The sequence below is a fragment of the Balneolaceae bacterium genome (genome assembly GCA_034521495.1).
GTDB lineage: Bacteria > Bacteroidota > Rhodothermia > Balneolales > Balneolaceae > Rhodohalobacter.
Window position 1 is genome coordinate 124578 of sequence record JAXHMK010000009.1, and the last position, 21086, is coordinate 145663.

Consider the following 21086-nt stretch of genomic DNA (forward strand, 5'->3'; position numbering starts at 1 on the left):
AATGAAATTAAAAATTCGGACGTGATTCAGGGGACTCAACGGATGAGGGTTTTGAGGTAGACTTTAGATAACAGATGAGTACACTTATCCGATGAATGAGAGATATTTTCAATCGAATCGGCTGCAGAGTCCATCTCGGTTCATTCGTGAGAGGGGGGTCGGCAGGTGATTAACCCAATCGCCGAGAGGTTATGGGATTGTAAAATTCGGCAGTTGAAAAAAGCAATCAACAGCCGATAAGGTAGAAGTTTTTTTATGATCAAATGTCAATTAAGCCGAACAAAGTTAGCATATCCGGCGGGAGTGGAGTATTTTCAAACCTTGATGAACTTTCTGATAAGTTAATGCAGATTTGTTGATGTTTAAAAAAGCAGTTCTACTACTTTCCGTAATTCTTTTTGCCATCTCTTGCGAGGAACAACCTCTTCAGCGTCCGCTCATGGAATATGTGATGAGTAATCCCGCTCAGAGCGGATCAAGATATCCCCATTTCTATAAAGACAATTCCGGCCGCCTGTATATGAGCTGGATGACCATAATAGAAGAGGAAATTTTTGCCCTGCAATATTCTACCTATAAAAACGGGCGATGGACGGAACCACAAACGGTTCAAATAGATATGAATTTTTTCGTGAACTGGGCTGATTTTCCATCGGTTGTTGGTTTGAATGGAACCGAACTTGCAGCGCATCGGCTCCGGAAAATACAGGGTGGACCTTACGCCTATAATGTTGAACTTTCATTTTATAATGAAGCCGACGGAGGCAGTTGGGGCGAAGGTATCACTCCTCACCAGGATGGAACAGCTACAGAACACGGTTTTGTTTCATTGGAACCGATAGATTCAGACAAGGTACTTGCTGTTTGGCTGGATGGCAGAGAAACAGAAGACCGCGCAGATGATGAATATGCTGATACCAGTAAATCGATGACGTTACGATCGGCCGAAGTATCGAGATCGGGCGAGATTATCAACAAACAGGTGATTGATCATACAGTTTGCGATTGCTGCCCGACAGATCTTGCCAAAACAGATGAGGGATACGTAACTGTCTACCGGGGGCGAAGTGCTGATGAAATTCGCGATATTAAAATTGCCCGGTATAACTCTGAAAGTGGTAATTGGAGTGATCCGGTAACCGTTCATGATGACAACTGGAAGATAATGGCATGTCCTGTGAATGGACCCAGTGTGTCGTCTACTGGAAACAGTGTGGCTGTTGCCTGGTACACCGCAGAAAATGATAATCCGCGAATTCTGCTTGCGCGTTCAACAGACAGCGGGCGAACTTTCAGTGAACCAATTCAGGTCAACAATACAGATTACAGGATTTTGGGCCGAACCGATCTTACAATGAGTGAAGACGGAACCATCTATGTAAGCTGGATGCAGGAGTTCGAAGGTTTAGGATACGTAATGATGCGGGAGATTCATCCTGATGAGACAATGTCGGCCCCTCAAACAGTGGGAATTACAGATTCATCTCGTGCAAGTGGTTTCCCTCAAATTTCTTTGATAGATAATTCTCTTCTCTTAGCCTGGACGCAAACCAAGCCAATTCTCCGTATTCGCACAGCAAAAATTGATCTGAGTCAATAGATTGGCAACTCTTTTAAATATCACATAAATAAAATGGTATGTATTCATTTTTAAGAAAAATCAGTCTTAGTTTTTTCATTTTTACTTTTCTGTTAACCGGCGTACTCTACTCGCAAGACAGGGAAGATTACCGGGATGAAGCAATCGAGATTTTGGAAAGTGTTCCTCTATTTGATGGACATAACGATACACCCTGGCAGTACAGAAACCGGGCATCATACAAATTTTCAGAGCTCGATTTTTATGATACAACACAGTTTGAAAATCCCATGCATACGGATATACCCCGTTTGCAAGAGGGGCGGGTTGGAGCGCAGTGGTGGTCGGTTTATGTAAATGCTCATATACCAGAAAATGAGGCGGTTGTTCGAACGATGGAACAGATCGATTTTGTGAAGAGGATGGCTCATACATATCCCGATCTGTTTGAGATGGCCTATACCGCTGATGATGTAGAACGGATTTTTGAGGATGGTAAAATCGCATCACTGATCGGGATGGAAGGCGGGCACTCCATTGCCAATTCACTGGGAGTGTTGCGACAATTTTACGATCTGGGCGCACGGTATATGACGATTACCCACAGCCGAACGCTTGACTGGGCCGATGCTGCCAGTGACAATCCAGAGCACGACGGACTGAGCGAATTTGGAGAAGAGGTAATTCGCGAAATGAACCGTCTTGGAATGCTGGTGGATCTCTCTCACGTAACACCCGCTACCATGCGCGATGCGATAGAAATTTCCGAAGCCCCCGTAATGTTTTCTCACTCCTCTGCGCGAGCCGTTTCGGGACATGTACGAAATGTGCCCGATGAAATTCTTCCTCTTGTAAAAGAGAACAACGGCATTATAATGGTTACGTATGTGGGTTCGTTTGTATCCGAAGAACTGAGGCAATATTACGCCGATCGTGCTGCATATCAGAGAAGAGTGGAGTATCTCCATCCCGGTGAAGTGGATGTGATTGCAGAAAAGATGGAAGCTTGGGATGATAAGCATGAAGCTCCAACCCCGACATTAAATCAGCTTGCCGATCATATTGATCATATTCGTGATGAGATTGGAGTCAATCACATCGGCATTGGTGCAGATTACGACGGAACCTCTGGTTTACCCGAGGGGCTCGAAGACGTCTCAACCTATCCCGACCTGTTCGCCGAACTGCTAAAACGCGGATATTCTGAGGAAGACCTAAAAAAAATCGCCGGACTTAACATGCTTCGGGTAATGAGAGGTGCAGAAAAAACGGCGAAAAGATTACAAGAAGAGCAAGAGCCTTCCGAAGTGCTGATTTCAGATTTTGAATAATGTACAACGGGCAGCTTGCCCGTTACTGACGTACGTAAACCGACTTCTGAATGCAGATTAGATTATCTGTTCACAGTCCTATCTTTTGAATTTGCATTCTCTTTAGGCATACAGATTATCGTACAAGTACAACGGGCTGCCAGCCCGTTACTGATCAACTCAATTCCATTGATATTCGTGGAATAGGATGCCTGAATTTTATTCAAAGACACGACCACTTGCTTTGTATAGGAACTAAATATGTACGAGTGCGCGTCGTACAACGCGCTGCCGTTACTGATCAACTCATTCATGATACTCGATTCAGATTCTCACATTCGTCTTTATAGCCAGTATTCGATGGACTGATCTCTGAATCGATCAGTTCAGGATCACGGTCAGAGTTTTGCAAAACCTTCTGTATAGGAACTAAATATATCGTGCCGGACAGGCTGTCCGGCGTACTATTTTTAAACAGCCTTCTCCATCAACTCATCCGAGTAATACGCGTTCACTTTATCCCTGAGATTAAACCCACTGCTCATGACTTCGCCATAAGCACCAGCGCTTCGGATGGCAATAAGATCTCCGCGCTGCACTTTGGGCAGTGAAATTCCTCTTCGGAATGTATCGGAAGATTCACAGATCGGGCCCACTACATCATAGGTAGCCGGTTCTTTGCTGCTTGTGAGAACCTCAATAGAATGTTTTGCCTGGTACAAGGCGGGCCGGATCAGTTCGGTCATACCGGCATCGATCACCGCGAAATGAGTGGATACCCCTTCTTTGATGAAGAGCACTTTTGAGATCAAACTGCCACATTGACCGACAATGCTTCGGCCGAGTTCGAAGTGGACTTCCTGGTCATCCTTAACCTGAAGGTGCTCATCAAACAGTTCAAAAAACGATTTAAAATCGGGTATTGCCTCCTCTTCCGGATTTTCATAATTGATACCTAAACCACCACCCAAATTGATATGCTGGAGATTGTATCCCTTTTCTTCGAAGATTTTTTGAAAATCATTCACCCGTTCGCAGAGTTGGCGGTAAGATTCGAGATCTCTTACTTGTGAGCCAATGTGAAAATGAATGCCCGTCAGGTTAATTGCGTCCAGCGTAGGCAGCAGTTCAAACAGTTCAGAAAACCGGTCCGGGTGGATGCCAAACTTGTTTTCATGAAGGCCGGTGGTAATATATTTGTGTGTTTTTGCGGATACATTTGGGTTGAGTCGAAGTGCAACTTTTGCCGTTTTCCCGGATTTTGAAGCCAATTCGTTCAAAATTTCCAACTCCTGGAGCGATTCGCAATTGAATGAAAAAATATCGTGATCCAAGCCAGTTTGAATTTCTTCATCGGTTTTACCAACACCGGCAAATGCAATCTGATCGGGGCTAAATCCGGCTTCAATGGTCCGTTCTATTTCCCGACCGCTCACGCAGTCTATTCCAAAACCGGCCTTTAGCATCTTCTCCAATATCCTGAAGTTATAATTGGCCTTAATCGCAAAGTGAATATGATATCCTTTCGACTGTCCGTGTTCCTTTACCTGATCAATGGTTCGATCGAGCAGATCCATATCATAAAAGTAAAACGGCGTTTTTAGCGACTTGAAATGTTTCTATTTGGCTTTTGTGTAAACATCAGATTGATTTATTTAGCAGGATGCTAAGAATACAAATTTTAGAAATGAAATGTGATATGTACAACGGGCAGCTTGTCCGTTACTGATTAACTCAATTCCTATCGATGCTTGTGGAACAGGATGCCTGAATTTCGTTCAACAACACAACCTCCCGGACTTTGCCAAAACTAAAGTCTGCCAGTGCCGGACAAGCTGTCCGGCGTACAAGGAACCATTCAATCCCATAAAGCTGAACACCTTCATCTTCATACTCATCTCCTGAAACCCAGAAAGGTGCTTCGGCAGCATTTGCAATTTGTTGAGCCGAAAGAATATATGCTCTTGCATAGTTGGTTACATATTCAAAATTGATTGTACTTGATTCATCCGTTGGCTGATGGTAGTAATATCGAAGTTCCTCATTGAATGCAGTAAATCCAAGACTAAACGTCGGGGCAGGTATTCCCTGTCGTGCAAAATGCACATTGTCCGATCGGTTGAAAAGGCCCAATTCCGGTACCGGGCTTGGAATGGCTTCAAGGCCAAATGCTTGTACCGAAGATTCAAAAATGGATTCCGCATCGGTTCGTTCCAGTCCCACCACGGTTACTTTTGTAGTGTCGTTATACCCGGCTCCGTCGATATTCAGATTGTAAACAATTTGATCCAGAGGTACAGCAGGATTTTCGGCAAAATAACTGCTCCCGATTAAGCCAATTTCCTCTGCGGTCCAGAGTGCAAAAATAACGGATCTCTTTGGGGGATGATCCGCAAAATATTTTCCGGCTGCCATCACCGTGGCAACACCCACGGCATTATCGCGTGCACCATTGTAGATGGAATCACCCTCGGCGGTTGCGGGTCCAACTCCAACATGATCGTAATGAGCGGCCAACAACACGTATTCATCACGAAGATCGGGATCTGAACCCTCAACCACACCGATTACATTTTTACTTTTTACGACAGATGAGTCCCGCAGTGTAACATCGAATTCCTGGAAATAGGAATTGTATCCGGGAGCTGTTGAAACCTCATAAGTCCGGAACCAATCCGCGATAAATCTGGCTGATATATCAAGTTCGGGAGTTCCGGTAGCACGGCCTCTCAGTTCATCAGAAGAAAGAAAATGGATTTTCATTTCAAGATCGTCCTGTGAAACCGCAGTTTTAATTTGTTCGACGGAATCCTGGGCCTGGCTGCAGGAAACGGACCAGATAGTTGCAAGAATAATTGATATGACTGTAAACTGTTTCATGAAGAAAATTTCAAGGAATAATCAAAACGCCTGTTACGGTTAAGATCAATAAGTGTTTATTTTCTATCGTAGAAGGCTTTGCAAAACCGTGGTTATCGGTCAATCTGAACTCGATTCAGATTCTCCATTCGTCTTTATACCCAGTATCTGGAGATCCTGAATCGAGTTCAGGATGACGGTCAGAGTTTTGCAAAGCCTTCTCGGAATTATTTGGTTGATAAATATAAGAAAAGAGAGTAGAAGAATTGCAGTGGGTCAGATTCAATTTTAGGTACCAACGATCAAGAAAATCTGATAGAACCGGATAACAGGATCAACTAAAAAGATATGCAGGAACTGATTTTTTATTCCAACTGTAAAAACCTCAGTTTTACATTCTTGTGAATTTTAGTACAATAAGAGTAGTTATAATGATTAAATGCCAACATGAATAAAAGAGTATCAGGAAGGAGATCGCCTTTTTTACTATGATTTGGCACGTATGGATCGGAGTATTTCTGTTTGGAGTTTTGATTATCACGAGGGTTGATTAGCATTTTTAGTTTAATTCACTCATTAAATAGATTGCCATGGAAAAAATTGAGACGTTTTTTCTGCCAATAAAACCACATTGGAACTTCCTGTATATCGCTCTTTTTTTAATTGCAGTAAGTTGTACGGGAGCCCGTGAAGCGGGTGTGAGTGGAGGTGATAATGGCTACTACAAGAATCATCTGCAGTCGCAAGTGGTCAGGGATCAGATCAATGAAGGCTTCAGATCAGTTGTGCGAATTCAGAACAATGTGATCTACAGGACCTACCAGTTTTATGTGGATGACCTGCCTCTCAGATCAGAATTGGAAGGTGAAGAGTTTGAAGATGTAGCAGCCCAATCGTACCTGGACGATCAGTCGACCGCTGGAACAGCCATCGTTTTGAGTGAGTATCGAGGCAAATATGCTATGCTAACGGCATCTCATACTGTTTTTTACCCGGATACAATTTGGCATTATCGCCCTGCACCAGCGAATGAAGGTGGACGATATGTGGAGGCTGTTTCTGTAAGAGAATCGGTGAATTATATTTTACTGAATGAGAGAGGAGTAATAAAATTGGAGCTCGTTGCGTATGATACCAGCCGTGACCTTGCTGTGATGACAAACTCCGAATCACGTGAAAACTTGATGACTTCCCTGTCGCTTCCTGTCGGCGAGTCTGATGAACTAAGCTGGGGAGATATCGTCTATGCGTTGGGTTATCCAAAAGGAGCGAAGATGGTAACGATGGGTATCGCCAGCCGCAGTGACCATCCATCCCGAAGTATTCTAATTGATGCGTCGTTTAATCGCGGATTTAGCGGCGGAGCACTTTTTGCTGTTCGCAATGATGGATCGGGTCTGGAATTTATAGGCATCGTTACATCTGCATTGGGTCAAAGTGAAACCTACCTGGCCCCCGAAACTATCCAAAGAGATGAGTATGATCCGGATGTTCCGTATACAGGTGAGGTTTTTGTGCGTACAGCACCACGAATTAATTATGGAATTACCAATGCCGTAGATACAGAAGTAATCATGGAGTTTTTCAGAGAGAAAGAGGATCAATTAAACGATTTTGGGTTGATCGTTCCAAGGCAATAATTGCTAAAGTTTATTGGGTATTTTACCAAATCCGCCACCACCGGGAGTTTCTAAAACGAATATATCGCCGGAGTTTAGTTTAGCGCCGTCTCGCCAGGAGAGTTTTTGTTTTGTTCCATCTTTTCGAATCAGTTTTTGTTGCCCAGTTTTTCCATTTTTACCACCTTTCAAGGCCATAGGGAGGAACGGTTCTGTGTTGGGTTAACACCGAAAGAGTTACCGGTTCCGTAAATTTCATCTCTCGAATGATCCCGTTGCCGCCTTTCCATTTTCCGTTTCCACCTGATTTCTTTCGGATTTGATATCGGTTGAGGATCACCGGATAGCGATGTTCCAGAATTTCGGGATCGGTGGCACGGGTGTTTGTCATATGTTGGTGAACCGCATCCGCTCCGTGGAATCCATTCCCGGCACCTGTTCCGCCTGCAACCGTTTCATAGTATCCGAAGGAATCATTTCCAAATAGAACGTTATTCATTGTTCCGTAACTGCATGCAGCCATATTGAACGCTTTGAGAAGCGTATCTGTCAAGCGCTGGCTTGTTTCAATATTTCCGCCAACCACAGCCGGGCATTTTGTAGGATCTGAGGGAAACTCGGGATTCAGCATACCCCTTGGAATAGTGATCTCAACAGGTTCCAGTAAACCGTCATTCAACGGAAGAGGTTCGTCAATCAAAAGTCGAAGAACATAAATAATTACACTGTTTACAATAGATGGATTGGCATTCAGATTACCAGGATGAACACCGGATGTGCCCTCAAAATCGATCGAAAGTGAACTGCCGGATACCATACATTTCACTGACAGTTCAGACTTGTCATCCAGCTGTTCAGTTGCCTGGTAAACTCCATCTTCTATATTTTTCAGGGTTGATTTCATCCGCTCTGAAGCATACGATTTCAGCTTGTCCATATATCGAAGAACTTCAATTTTCCCGTAATTTTTAACGAGCTTTTTTAGCTCCTCTGCTCCCCTGTAGTTTGCAGCAACCGCCGCGCGGATATCCGCCATATTTTCATCGAAAGAACGGGTTGGATATGGATTTTCTTTGAGCAGGTTTTCAAGTGTTGACCAATCATACTCTCCATCTTTTGCGATCTGTGTTGGCGGAATCACAACACCCTCTTCAGCCAGGTTATTCGCATCCGGGGGCATGGAACCGGGTTGTTTTCCGCCAATTTCAGCGTGATGAGCGCGGCTGGCCGTAAATCCTATTCTTTCTCCATCCACAAAAACGGGTGTTACAACGGTTACATCCGGCAGGTGAGAGCCGCCGAACCCGGGGTGATTTGTAACGATAACATCACCTTCTGCCAGACCTCCAAAGTTTTGGAAACTTTGGAGGTCTCGAATGAGCGTTCGTACGCAAGTTCCCATTGCTCCAAGATGAACCGGAATATGAGGTGCATTCACCACCAGATATCCGTTGGCATCAAGGAGAGCGCAGGAAAAATCCAACCGTTCTTTTACGTTCACGGAGATGGCCGTTCGCCGAAGCATTTCTCCCATCTGGTCGGCAACGGACGTAAACCGGTTCGTGTACAATTGCAGGTTGATGCTCTCGGATTTTTCATAATCACTTTTTATTCCACTTTGTGAAATCTGTTCAAACTGCCAGGTGCCGTCTGCTCTATAGATTCCTTTCCAACCCGGTTCAATGACCGTTGTGCTATGTGGGTCTAAAATCAGGGCCGGGCCTTTGAGATTCATTCCAGGTTTTAGGGATTCTTTTCGATACACGGAAGCAGTTTGAGCCTCCCCGTTATGGATAATTCCGGATTCTTTAAATGGTGAAATCGCAGCAGATTTTTCTTTCTCTGAAGAGAATGTGTTATCTACTTTTTGATCAGATTTTATTTCAGAAGCAATCACCCGAATCGCCTCCAATTCAATCTCCCGGTTTTCCACCCAGTGTCCATACTGCTGCTTGTACTCTTCTTGGAAACGCCCCTCTAAATTTTCAAGATTTGCACCATCAATTTCCAGCGAGGTGTCCTGTCCTTTTAACCGCAGGAATAAGATTCTCCTGGAAATTTCGATCTGATCCTCAGAAAGTCCCTGCTCCTTTATTTTTTGGGTAGCTTCCTCGGTTAATTCATTAAGCCAATCATTGAGTGAACCGGACACTTGAGTGAGCGGTTTTAGAATTTGCCTGGATGTGATCTCTTCGATCCGGGCTTGCTGCAATCCATATGCGCTCAGCAAACCGGCATCTGAAGGCACCAGTACTTTTGTGATGTTCAATTTTGCTGCCACCGACAACGCATGCTGTGCTCCCGCTCCACCAAATGCAATCATTACATACTCGGACGGATCAAACCCTTTTTCGATCGAAATTTTGTGAATTGCCTGGGCCATCCGTTCATTGGCAATATCAAGAAATCCCTCCAGAATTTTATTTCGGTTGATCTCTTGAGAACCATCCGCCTCTTTCATTTTATCAATCAATTTTTCGAATGCCTTTTTTGATGCATCCGGATCGATGGTAATATGAAAGTTGGATGGATCGAGCCGGCCGGTTAGCAAATTCACGTCCGTAATAGTCAGCGGACCGCCCTGGCCATAGCATGCTGGACCGGGATCAGCCCCGGCGCTTTCAGGCCCAACGGTCAGGCTTTTTCCGTCAAAGTCGCAAATCGATCCACCACCGGCCGCAACCGTTTCAATCTCAATGGCGGGCGAGGAGAGTGTGGCATCTCCCACGGAGTGTTCAAAAATGTAATCCATCTGGCCCTCGTATCGCGAAACGTCGGTGCTGGTGCCGCCCATATCAAACGAAATGATTTTAGAGTATCCGTTTCGTTCGCCAATGGCAGCGGCACCAATCACCCCGCCGGCCGGACCGCTTAACAAGCCGTCTTTGGGTTTGTAATGATTGACGTCAATCAAACTACCGGCGCTGCCCATCACCCGTAATGTGGTGTTCTCGGCTACAGCAGAGATTTTGTCGAGGTATTTCTGCATCACCGGTGTGAGGTAACTGTTGATATCAGTGGTAACAGCCCTCGGTACAATTTTAATCGTTGCACTCAGATTGGATGAGCGGGAGATAAATTCAAAACCCATCTCCCGAAGCAGTTTCTCTACTTCTTTTTCGTGATGAGGATTCAGGTAGCTGTGCATCAGGCAGATTCCTGCGGCTTCAATGTCGGATGGAATGGAATCCAGCCTCTTTTTTAATTTATCCAGATCCAGTTTTTTCAGAATATTTCCTTTTGAGTCGAGCCGCTCGGGCACCTCAATGATATGGGAAGCAAAGGGTTCGGGTTTATCTATGTTGAGAGAGAACAAGTTGGGCCGCTGCTGATTTTTAATACGAAGCAGATCTTGAAAACCCTCCGTAATCAAAAAAAGAGTTTTGGCACCTTGCCGCTCCAACAAGGCGTTTGTTCCTTTTGTGGTTGATAATCGTAATTGGAGCGGTGGGAGAGATTCTTTTAAAGGAGTATTTGTGATCAATCGTGCAGCTAAAATCGGTGCTTCCTCAGGGCTTTGAATTTCAACCGGAAACGGTTTGTCAGAAGAAAGTTCATCGGGCAACAGGGACTCAACAGAAAGCCGGTTCTTTTTTGAATGGGTAACATCAAACGTTTGATCTAAAATACCTGTGAGCCGAAGTTGATACCCCACAAAAAAATGGTCGGATGGATCGACATTTTCATGGAGTTTAATCTCAATAGTTGAACTGTCGATTCGTTTTCCCGAACCGCGCAGTGCACTGTTGCTCAATACTTTAACGCGGTTTATGATATTTCCATCGGAATCTGCAGCAATAGTATCCGTAAATGTTCCTCCTGTATCGGTATACAGATGGATGCCCGAATTTCTGGCTGAGATGCTCATTGTAAAAGCGGGTTAAAAAAGATTAAGATGTTTGGCTATTGGACCTGTTTCTTTACTCCAATCGAATATAAATTATCTTATCATCTTTTGTGGGGATATTCGGGTAGTCAATTGTAACCGGATGCAATTCATTATTTGAGGTAATATGAAAGAGCGGGATTTTTTGCCCCTTTTTTTCATCTCCACTTTTGAAATCTGAAAATGTATAATCGCCGGTTAGTTTTGTTATCTGCAGATCATCTTCAGACCGGATCCGATTTGCTAAGTATGTGTAATTGAAATCTCTATCGAAAAGAATACGACCGCTGAGATGATCGGATACTTCATCATTCTCTTCGTTTCTTTTATTGTTTGCCGGTAATTGAAAAACGTTGGAACGCCCCAGTATATCACTAAACCGAAGTGTGGCCAGCGAGTTGACCTCATCGTTTGGAGTGAACGCCACCATTTTGCCAATTCCGTCCAGATTTATATCATCGAGAGCAAATTCAGACAAGACATTACCATGGAATGTATCAACATCTTCAGAACGTGCCTGGGTCGCATTGCTCAGGTTGGCGTCTGCCATCAACACTTTTACCCCTTCCTCTTTCAGTTTTTTGGCGACCAAAATAGACCAATCTTTTGCACCAAGAATAAGAACTCCTTTGGGAACAGGTTTAGCAACTCCCAGTTTTCGTGCCACCCACGCGGCCGGTAAGCCATAAATAGCAACAGTAAAAATAATGACGATGAACACAATGGGCACTAATTGATTGGCCTGCTCAAAGCCGTTTTGTGCCAGGCTGATTGCAAAAATGGAGGAGATAGACGCAGCAACAACTCCGCGCGGCGCCATCCAGGAAAGAAACAGTTTCTCTTTCCAGTTTATGTTTGAAAACATGGTTGATACATAGACGGAGAGCGGGCGGGCTATCAAAATAATGATGCCGAGAAAAGCCAATACATTCCAGTTGAGATGCGCTAACAACTCCGACAACTCAACCCGCGCAGCCAAAAGGATAAACAGAGCTGAGAGCAGCAGAACCCTGAGGTTTTCTTTGAATTCAATAATGTGATGGATGTAAGCGGCCTTCTGATTAGCGAGAACAATGCCCATAAGGGTGGTGGCCCATAATCCTGATTCATGTTGAAACTCATTTGAAACGGTAAACACTAACACTACAATCATCAGGCTGACCGGGTTTTGCAGAAAATCGGGCAGCATGTGTTTTTTTAGTATAAAGTAGATGATTCCCGCGCCCGCTAATCCACAGAGTGTACCCAGGAAAATGGTTTTAACAATACTCATCAGAATGGCACTGGTGGCAGAACTTACACCAGTTGTTAAAATCACTTCAAAAACCAGAACAGCGAGCATAGCACCAATAGGATCAATCACAATCCCTTCCCATTTCAATATCGACCCAACCTGGCCTGATGGGCGAACTTGTCTCAACAATGGAATGATGACTGTGGGGCCTGTAACAACCAGGATGGCGCCCAGGAGTATTGAGAGTTCCAGCCCGAAATCTAAAATCAGGTAAGATGACAGTGAAATCACAACCCAAGTAATCAAAACGCCAATACTAACCAGGTTTCCGATCACACCACCTGAATCTTTCAGCTCGGAGAAACGAAGACTCAGCCCGCCTTCAAAAAGAATAATGGCAACAGAAATCGATATAAAGGGTGTGAAGAGGTCGCCCATAAGGGCATCCGGGTCAAGCAGGCCAAATACCGGTCCGGCCAAGATACCTGAAATAAGCAGCAAAAGTATAGCCGGCAGATGAAACCGCCAGGCGATCCACTGCGCACCAATTCCAAAAACAAAAATACTTGTTATGGAAATAAGAAAATGTTCAGCCATAGATGTTTTAAAAAACCTCTTTTATGGAGGGTTCAATACAGTCGATAAAAATAAGAATGATAAGATGGGTAACCTACTACTAATTCCCAAAGCTATAATTTTCATCAGGCAGGTAGGAAAGGAACTCCTTAGAATTGAGAAATAATTAGTATTATAAAAAGAGCTGAAGTTGACTCAAACCAAAGGTGCTATGAAAAAAAAGCTTCGAAATACTGTAATAACTGAGACATTGTGGCTGCTTGGACTTTTACTGGTAGCCGCAGTTGTTGAGTACAGTATTATTGAACTATTTGATCTTCATCCTGTGTTAAATGTAAAAATTCAGGGATTTATCGGGCTTCTGTTGATTGGGTATTCCATTCGAATGGGCGCCAGGCTTTGGAAATCATTTAAAGCGCAGGAACTGGATAAAACCGATTAAATAAACATGATGAGATGTAGGGTATAAATTTAAACCAATCTAAGAGGCCGTCATTTTCACGTCTTGTTACAGCGCAACAAGACACCAATCTCTATCTGATAAGCTAAACTTTACCTGTGCCGGAAGAATCAAAAAAATTAAATAAACAGCTTGGGAGAAACGGGGCCTTCGGTTTTTCTCGTCTACCTGGTTTCGGGGTTTTTAGTGATTCCTACTATGCTAAGTAAAGCCGAATTGGCCACTGCTTTGCCGCGATCCGGCGGTACATATTATATCATCGATCGGGCATTTTATCTTGTCCAGGGATTCTCACACCTTGATTCCGCATCAGCCATTTTTTTCTGATAACAAAAAGGAACTGTTTCACACATAAAATAATTATAAATCATTCATCAGATAATTTAATACAAAAGATTTAAACTTTGTTCATCGCCATGTTAATTTTTGGGGGTTCGGATAATAAACTATCGAAAAATTGCCTCCTCTCCGTTATTCGATGGTAATATCATTAAGAGATTTGAACACTTTTGAAATATGAATGAAGCATTAAATTTTACCCTGCCTTTTTCAAACCCGGTAATGATCTTTGCCCTGGTGATGCTGATCATTTTGCTGGCGCCTATTCTTTTCTTCAACCAAACAGCGGTGAACGCCGTGGTGATTTTGATTCTCATTACCTGTCTGGTCGGTCCGTGGCTGGTGGAAAAATATGGCCAGGATGTTGCCGTCCAGGAGGAAAGCAAGCCCTATGAACCTTCGGAAGCACCCCAGCGAATTTTGGTCCCGCTGGCCAATCCCGAAACGTCAGATACCTTGATGGATATCGCCTGTATGATCCGGAAAAAAAATCTGATCAACCTGTTTTTCCGCTTACTGTAGCGAGAGATGGAAAAGATGTGGATGCACACACCTCATTGGTGGATCGTCAAATGCTGTTTGTTGGTCTTGTTAAAGAAGGGTTGCAAATTCCTAAAGCATCAACTCGTGCTCAGGTGGTATTAATGCTTCTAAGCCCGAAAGAGATGACTGTAAATGAGCACCTGAAAGGAGTGAATGCAGCAGCGCGATTAATACGTCCGGGAAAAAAAGTTGAAAAGTTAAAAGAGGTAACAAGCCCGGATGAAGTTTATAAAGTGATTATTAATCAGTGAAATTCTTAGCATTGGTTATCTATTGTTGAAGTTGAGTTGTAAGTAATATGATTTATCAGGTTCTTTACATTTCAGATTTTAAATCCCAATCAACAAGAAAATTAAGTGGCAAAAATAAATAAGAATAAAAGGCTTAAAAAACAGCTAAAACTCTTTGATGTGTATGCCATCAGTACCGGTGCTATGTTTAGTTCCGGTTTCTTCCTGTTGCCGGGGCTGGCGGCAGCTCAAACAGGTCCGTCGGTTATTTTGGCTTACTTTGTTGCCGGTATATTAATTTTACCGGCCATGTTTAGTGTTGCCGAGCTGTCTACAGCTATGCCGCGGGCAGGGGGTGCCTATTATTTCATTGACAGAAGTCTCGGTCCGCTGTTTGGAACGGTTGGAGGTATTGGCTCCTGGCTTGCGCTTATCTTTAAAAGTGCATTTGCTTTGATTGGAATGGGGGCATACATCGCTATTTTTATCGATTTGCCAATCGTACCGGTCGCACTGACTCTTACGATCGTTTTTGGAATAACAAATATTGTAGGTGCTAAAGAGAGCAGCTGGCTGCAGAATGTTCTTGTAGCAACACTCGTAAGTATCCTGTTTTTCTATGTATTCCAGGGAATGTTTGCAGTTGTAAACGTGGATTTTTTTGATGTTTTACGTAGTGAGTTCAGTCCTTTTTTCCAGTTTGGTGCCCAGGGATTTTTTGCAACTATCGGCTTTGTGTTTGTATCGTATGCCGGTTTAACAAAAGTGGCCAGTGTATCAGAAGAGGTGCAAGACCCCGATCGGAATATTCCGATGGGTATGATGCTCTCGCTGGCAACAGCGACGTTTATCTACGTGGTTGGAGTATTTATCATGGTTATGTTGCTTGATCCGGAAGCTCTTCATTCAGACTTAACACCCGTAGCAACAGCCGGCGAAGTATTTATGAACTGGCTGCCCGGTGAGGTTGGATTGATACTGGTTGTTGTGGCGGCCATTGCAGCGTTTGCTTCCACAGCCAATGCGGGGATTATGTCGGCCGCCCGATATCCTTTGGCGATGGGCCGCGACCAGCTGATTCCAAAAGTATTTTCGGAGCTGGGGCGTTTTGGAACACCAACCGTCGCAACGCTGTCTACCGTTGGGGCGATGCTTCTTTTGATTCTTCTTTTTAATGTAGAATCGGTAGCAAAACTCGCAAGTGCATTTCAGCTGATGTTATTTGGGATTTTGAATGTTTGCGTAATCGTTATGAGAGAGAGCGAAATTGAGGGATACGATCCCGGGTTTAAATCTCCCTGGTATCCATATATGCAAATTGCCGGCCTGTTTATTTCAGGTTTTCTGATTGCGGAGATGGGATTTCTGTCGATCGCATTTACTCTTGTGATCGCAACGGTTAGTGTTATTTGGTACTTCAGTTATGCACAAGACAAAGTGGTTAGAGAGGGTGCGATCTATCACGTTCATGCACGACTGGGCAAATATCAATATGAAGGACTCGAAAGAGAGATGCGTGGCATCATGCGGGAAAAAGGCCTTCGAAAAGAAGATCCGTATGAGAAGGCTATCGGGCATTCTCTTGTATTCGATTTAGTAGATCCGATTAGCGTTTCCTCTGTCACAGATATGGTTTGTTCGATGATGGCGGAACGGGCCGATATCTCAAAAAAATCACTGGTGGATATGTTTTCACAGAATACTGATGACAACATTATTTCTGTTGGCAACTCAACTGCACTGAAACATGTTCGCATTGATAGTGATATTGATACAGAAGTTGCTCTGATTCGTCTTCAAAATGGTTTAGATACCGAAAATGATGCGAAGGAAAACAATAAAATTCATTGCCTGATCTACCTCGTCAGTTCAACCGAAAAGTCAGGTCAGCATCTGCGAATTCTGGCGCATCTTGCTGAAATGATTGACAATCCCGATTTCAAAAAACGATGGCTTAAAGCCAAAGATGAAGTAGAACTGCGCGAAATTCTTTTACGGGATGAACGGTTTATTAACATCACAGTGAAGAAGAATTCCAAGACGGAAACAATAATCGGTAAACAGGTGAAAGAGTTAGACGTTCTGCTGCCCGGTGAAAGCCTGATAACGATGATAAAGCGGAAAGGTGAACTAATTTTTCCCCATGGAAATACTGTGTTTCAAGAAAATGACGAGCTTTCCATTATTGGTGAGAAAGAAGATATAGAAGAGATTAAAAGACATACTGAATTAGGGCAGGATAACCGCAGAAGCATGGAATAGTTTTCTTAAGATGAGAAGTTACCCCAATATTTTCAAACTATAATATTTAAGATCCATATAAACAGTATTTTATAATATCCTTTAAGTGGAAATAATGATTTTGGAAGAATAGTTGGCCTTGAATCGTTGGCGGAAAAAAGGACACCGATTGAACCGTGAGAAGAATCCTTTCGTACCGGCGAGAAACGGAATTAAAGGGCTATAAGCGATATGGACCATTGGAAGGATTCCACGGTGAACTCGTGTCCGCCGCCAAGGATTCACAGCCTTGACCTTTTGGTTCCTTTTGGGTCAAGCCAAAAGAACATAGAACTTGTAATACTTTTGCATCAAAAAAATGGGTAAGTCCTCTTCTTAAGATTCATTGATTCTGCTTGTGATTGAGAATCGTATGTACTCTGATGATTTCCTGATCCAGTTCGTAGATTACAGATTGATGCTTTGTAATGACGGCTCTTCTGAGACACGGAAATTTCTTAGATGCTGGATAAATTTTGGGATAGTGAGTCACTAATTTTTCAAAATGTTGGAGTCTCTTGATGAAATATTTTACCTCGTTTTCGCTCCACTCTTCATAAAGATACTTTTTAATAGAGGTAATTTTTGTTGAAGATTCTAAAGACCATATAATTTTTTTGATTTTAGGCATGTTTAGCCCAAAACTCCTCACTCGAAAGAGTGTTACCTTGAATGTGATCTTTACGTCCTTTTTCTATGGATTCTTTCTCTGAATCCGTCAGATCATTCATCCAATCTCTTGTAGACGATTTTTCCTTCATAAGTCTGAGAGTTTCTAAGAGATCTTCATTCTCAGGCTTTGAAATCCATTCCACAATATCTTGTTTTATTCTGTTTTCCATATAAGCGTATTTTGTTCTGCTACAAATATGATAAAAACCGCAATATTTTAAAACTATAACGGCAAAAAGAACACAACGTTTTATCAGTTGTGGAGGGCTTTGCAAAACCGTGGTTATTGGTCAATCTGAACTCGATTCAGATTCTCCATTCGTCTTTATAGCCAGTATCTGGAGATCCTGAATCAAGTTCAGGATGACGGGCAGAGTTTTGCAAAGCCTTCTTGTGAATTCACTGTACTCTCTGTGGTTTTCTCCTTTACCTCGTGAGTAACTGTTTAAAAATCTCATCCATAGAAAGGGCTTCTTCCTCGCTCTCTTTCATATCACGGAAAGTGAATTTCTCACTCTCCAGTTCGTGATCTCCCACGATAATCGCATACCGGGCATTTTCACGATCCGCGTCTTTCATCTGGGCTTTCATCGAACGGCCTTTGTAATCCATGGTTGCGGATAGACCCTGAGCACGAAGTTTTGGCAGGTGACTCAATCCCCACTTTCTTGCGGCATCACCCAGCGTAACGATATAAACATCTACCGACTTCTCGGTACCAAGTTCAATTCCCAACTCTTCGCACGCAATAAACAAGCGTTCCATTCCCGCTGCAAAACCGACGGCCGCAGTTTTCGGTCCGCCGATCTCTTCAACCAGCAGATCGTACCGACCGCCGCCGGCCAAAGCATCCTGCGCACCCAAATCAGGGCTGATCAGTTCAAATGCCGTTTTCGTGTAATAATCCATCCCGCGAACCAGGTGCGGATCTTCCTCAAACGGAATCTCCAGATCATTCAAATACTCTTTTACCTTTTCATAGTGGTTCAAAGATTCTTCATTCAAATATTCTGTAATCAGAGGAGCCGATTCAATAAACGGCTGATCTTCCTCCTCTTTTGAATCAAGAATGCGAAGCGGATTTTTCTCAAACCGTTTTTTGGAGACGTCACTCAGTTTCTCATAATTCGGTTTGAGGTGATCTTTCAATGCTTGTTTATAAGCCTCACGACTTTCAGGATCGCCGATGGAATTCAGTTTCAGCGAGGTATTTGTGATTCCCACTTTCTTGTAGATGTGAACCATAAAGGCGATGATCTCAACATCCGCAATCGGGTCGTCGCTTCCCAGCACTTCAGCGCCGAACTGGTGGAACTGACGCTGCCGGCCTTTTTGGGGACGCTCGGCACGAAACATCGGTCCAATGTAATACAGTTTCTGCGATCCACCGCGCTGTTCCAAGTGATGTTCCACAAACGAGCGAACAACCGGCGCGGTCAACTCGGGCCGCAACACGTAATTGTCATCCCCACGGCTAAATGCAAAAATCTCTTTTGATACGATGTCTGTCAGCTGACCCACGCCGCGGACAATCAGTTCGGTCTGCTCCATGATGGGCGTTCGAATCTCTTCGAAGTTGAATTTTTCCGCCTCCTCATGAATCAGGTTTTCAAGATATTGCCATTTGCGAACGTCATCGGGCAGAATATCCACCATACCGAGGTGGGTTGTATATTTTGGCTGAGCCATAAATCAGTGAACAGTTATCAGAATTTCAGTTAACAGTTAAGTGGCACAAGATAAGGGGGATTGTGGAAAGAATCTGCTTTTAGTCCTGAGTCTTGAGTCCGGAGATCTCGACTGCCGAATTCGTCGGCTGTCGAGTTAATACTGTGCAACTATTGAATTGGAATAGAAAAAATGATAATCTGTAATAAGTAAAGTCATTCATTTGGGAGTTTCTACTTTATCAACGTCAATAATGAAAAAGATCATTTTTCCTTTTCTCTTGTTTCTCGTGTTTTATTCAGGCTGTTCTGAAAACCCATCTGAGTCAGATCCGGAGCCTGTGGATGAAATTTCAGGAGTTTATTTCGTTCACGGAGAACAGGTTAATCTTACGTACGATTTTCCTTGGCCTTCATGGGGAGGCGATATAGTGATTTTGTCTCGTGATACTATTGAGACCTCCTTTACATTAGAAATCAAGCTTGTTGAAAATCGACCAGATACAATTAGGTTTTTTGGTTTACATGGTGCAAATGATGGCAAAAAGGGAGCTCTTCCATGGACTTGTGATGAGTTTACTCCTTTTGATTGTGCATTTGCAAATCTAACAGGTAGTGAATTTGTCGTAGATATATCAAGTCCTCTTGGGACCTATGATGCTATGGGAAAATTAGAAAACGGGGAGATTACATTAGATGCACACTTTGAGTACAGAGGCATCGGTATCGACTATTCACTAAAAGGTGTAAAGGTGCAACCATGATTAAAATCCGAAAATCAAAAAACGATTGTACAGTTCCTTTTATAAATGTTGCAACATTATGTGTAGCTATACTCATGTTGATGGGTTGTTCAGGCAGTTCTACAGCACCTGGTAATGAATCGCCAATACCGGGAGTTTATTATCTGAGGGGTGAAAAAATAGTGTCAACGGTTTCTGCTGGGAATACCGGGGAAATTGAACAGGATACCACTTTTGTACTTCTAATTGTAAAAATCCAAAAGGTAGAGAATGAGCGAAACAGATTTCGATTTTACGGTTTGGATGGAGCTGATGTCAGTGAAGAAGGAAATCATCGCGTTTTCCCAGAGTGCAATGATCCGGAACAGTGCGAAATTTATGGAAGCATCGCCGGAGAAGATCTGCTGATAGACGTTTCAAATGGTGAGCGTTCTTATCATGCCTCCGGGAACGTGTATCAAACGTATGATCCTTACATTGATATCGAGGCGGAATACGAATACCAGGATGTCACCATTCACTATACATTAGAGGGCGATCAGAAAGTCGATACTCTTTAAAAGGAGGGGCTCCAGACTGCTGAATTTATCGGCTGTCGAGTTTTTCGTTGCAAGCAGTCATCCGATGAGTATTATTGGCTTAGAACAAGGATCAGGCTATCCTACTGATCATATAGTTGTTGATTCGGCAGGCGAAAAAGACAATCGCCAGCCGAACTTTTTACTTTTGCGTTTTGCCTTTTCACTCCTTCAACAATCCACCATAATTTTTTCTATTTTTGATCCGGTCTGATTCATCTAAATTCACATTATGCTTTCAAGAATTACACTCTTTTTTTGTCTGATACTTTTGTCAATCCAACCGGCTCACTCGCAAGAAGTAATGTATGATTCAGGCGGGGATTTAACCCCGGAACTTGCTGCTTACAACGTGAATTTTTATGATCTGAATCTGAAAATCAATCCTGCAGACAGCACCGTTTCCGGATTTGTGGATATCCATTTTGATGTGGTTCAGCCTACCAATGAAATCGCAGTTGCTCTTGATCCTCGTTTAGAGATTTCATGCCGTTGAGCGGATCCAATCAGA

The 21086-nt window shown here is 43.3% G+C and carries 17 protein-coding genes and 1 pseudogene; 11 read left to right on the plus strand and 7 right to left on the minus strand.

The window, feature by feature from the left end; genetic code table 11:
• The first annotated feature begins 358 nt into the window (after positions 1-358).
• Together U5K72_05505 and U5K72_05510 are read left to right on the plus strand one after the other, a co-directional pair.
• Complete coding sequence (locus U5K72_05505) at positions 359-1600, plus strand: exo-alpha-sialidase (protein ID MDZ7718261.1); 1242 nt, start codon at positions 359-361, stop codon at positions 1598-1600.
• 38 nt (positions 1601-1638) lie between these two features.
• Positions 1639-2910 (plus strand): dipeptidase, encoded by a 1272-nt coding sequence (locus U5K72_05510; protein ID MDZ7718262.1) that lies wholly within the window; start codon positions 1639-1641, stop codon positions 2908-2910.
• Between the two features lie 449 nt (positions 2911-3359).
• Here U5K72_05510 and lysA read toward each other — a convergent pair.
• Positions 3360-4481, minus strand: a pseudogene (gene lysA, locus U5K72_05515) (diaminopimelate decarboxylase).
• A gap of 142 nt (positions 4482-4623) precedes the next feature.
• Positions 4624-5769 (minus strand): M20/M25/M40 family metallo-hydrolase, encoded by a 1146-nt coding sequence (locus U5K72_05520; GenBank protein ID MDZ7718263.1) that lies wholly within the window; start codon positions 5767-5769, stop codon positions 4624-4626.
• A 569-nt stretch (positions 5770-6338) separates the two neighbouring features.
• On the opposite strand from U5K72_05520, the gene U5K72_05525 reads away from it, so the two are divergent.
• A complete protein-coding gene (locus U5K72_05525; GenBank protein MDZ7718264.1) occupies positions 6339-7388 on the plus strand; it encodes a serine protease in 1050 nt (349 codons plus the stop codon).
• A gap of 3 nt (positions 7389-7391) precedes the next feature.
• On the opposite strand, the gene U5K72_05530 is transcribed toward U5K72_05525, so the two are convergent.
• Genes U5K72_05530 through U5K72_05540 form a run of 3 tightly spaced genes read right to left on the minus strand, consistent with a single transcriptional unit; the run spans position 7392 to position 13084 of the window.
• On the minus strand, positions 7392-7565 hold the full coding sequence (locus U5K72_05530) for a hydantoinase B/oxoprolinase family protein (GenBank protein ID MDZ7718265.1): 174 nt from the start codon (positions 7563-7565) through the stop codon (positions 7392-7394).
• Positions 7546-11235 carry a hydantoinase B/oxoprolinase family protein gene (locus tag U5K72_05535; protein ID MDZ7718266.1) on the minus strand — a complete coding sequence of 1230 codons (3690 nt, stop codon included), beginning with the start codon at positions 11233-11235 and terminating at the stop codon, positions 7546-7548. The genes U5K72_05530 and U5K72_05535 overlap by 20 nt, the downstream gene beginning before the upstream one ends.
• Before the next feature lie 52 nt (positions 11236-11287).
• On the minus strand, positions 11288-13084 hold the full coding sequence (locus U5K72_05540) for a cation:proton antiporter (protein MDZ7718267.1): 1797 nt from the start codon (positions 13082-13084) through the stop codon (positions 11288-11290).
• A 190-nt stretch (positions 13085-13274) separates the two neighbouring features.
• Here U5K72_05540 and U5K72_05545 point away from each other — a divergent pair, with 190 nt between their 5' ends.
• From U5K72_05545 to U5K72_05560, 4 genes are all read left to right on the plus strand, one after another.
• Positions 13275-13505, plus strand: a complete 231-nt coding sequence (locus U5K72_05545; GenBank protein ID MDZ7718268.1) for a hypothetical protein — start codon at positions 13275-13277, stop codon at positions 13503-13505.
• A 534-nt stretch (positions 13506-14039) separates the two neighbouring features.
• Positions 14040-14384, plus strand: a complete 345-nt coding sequence (locus U5K72_05550; GenBank protein MDZ7718269.1) for a hypothetical protein — start codon at positions 14040-14042, stop codon at positions 14382-14384.
• 17 nt (positions 14385-14401) lie between these two features.
• Positions 14402-14656, plus strand: coding sequence for a hypothetical protein (locus U5K72_05555; protein ID MDZ7718270.1), 255 nt, complete (start codon positions 14402-14404; stop codon positions 14654-14656).
• Positions 14657-14761: 105 nt separating this feature from the next.
• On the plus strand, positions 14762-16897 hold the full coding sequence (locus U5K72_05560) for an amino acid permease (GenBank protein MDZ7718271.1): 2136 nt from the start codon (positions 14762-14764) through the stop codon (positions 16895-16897).
• A 641-nt stretch (positions 16898-17538) separates the two neighbouring features.
• Here the strand turns inward: U5K72_05560 and U5K72_05565 are convergent.
• Together U5K72_05565 and hisS are read right to left on the minus strand one after the other, a co-directional pair.
• Entirely contained in the window at positions 17539-17757 is a 219-nt protein-coding gene (locus U5K72_05565; protein MDZ7718272.1) for a hypothetical protein, read from the minus strand.
• A gap of 256 nt (positions 17758-18013) precedes the next feature.
• Positions 18014-19276, minus strand: a complete 1263-nt coding sequence (gene hisS / locus U5K72_05570) for a histidine--tRNA ligase (GenBank protein MDZ7718273.1) — start codon at positions 19274-19276, stop codon at positions 18014-18016.
• Between the two features lie 232 nt (positions 19277-19508).
• Here hisS and U5K72_05575 point away from each other — a divergent pair, with 232 nt between their 5' ends.
• The 4 genes from U5K72_05575 to U5K72_05590 all read left to right on the plus strand — a co-directional run bounded on the left by U5K72_05575 (position 19509) and on the right by U5K72_05590 (position 21071).
• Positions 19509-20018, plus strand: a complete 510-nt coding sequence (locus tag U5K72_05575; GenBank protein MDZ7718274.1) for a hypothetical protein — start codon at positions 19509-19511, stop codon at positions 20016-20018.
• On the plus strand, positions 20015-20557 hold the full coding sequence (locus U5K72_05580) for a hypothetical protein (GenBank protein ID MDZ7718275.1): 543 nt from the start codon (positions 20015-20017) through the stop codon (positions 20555-20557). The genes U5K72_05575 and U5K72_05580 overlap by 4 nt, the downstream gene beginning before the upstream one ends.
• A gap of 64 nt (positions 20558-20621) precedes the next feature.
• Positions 20622-20789, plus strand: a complete 168-nt coding sequence (locus U5K72_05585) for a hypothetical protein (protein MDZ7718276.1) — start codon at positions 20622-20624, stop codon at positions 20787-20789.
• Between the two features lie 18 nt (positions 20790-20807).
• The gene (locus tag U5K72_05590) at positions 20808-21071 is read left to right on the plus strand and encodes a hypothetical protein (protein ID MDZ7718277.1); all 264 of its coding nucleotides are present in this window, start codon (positions 20808-20810) and stop codon (positions 21069-21071) included.
• Positions 21072-21086 lie beyond the last annotated feature (15 nt).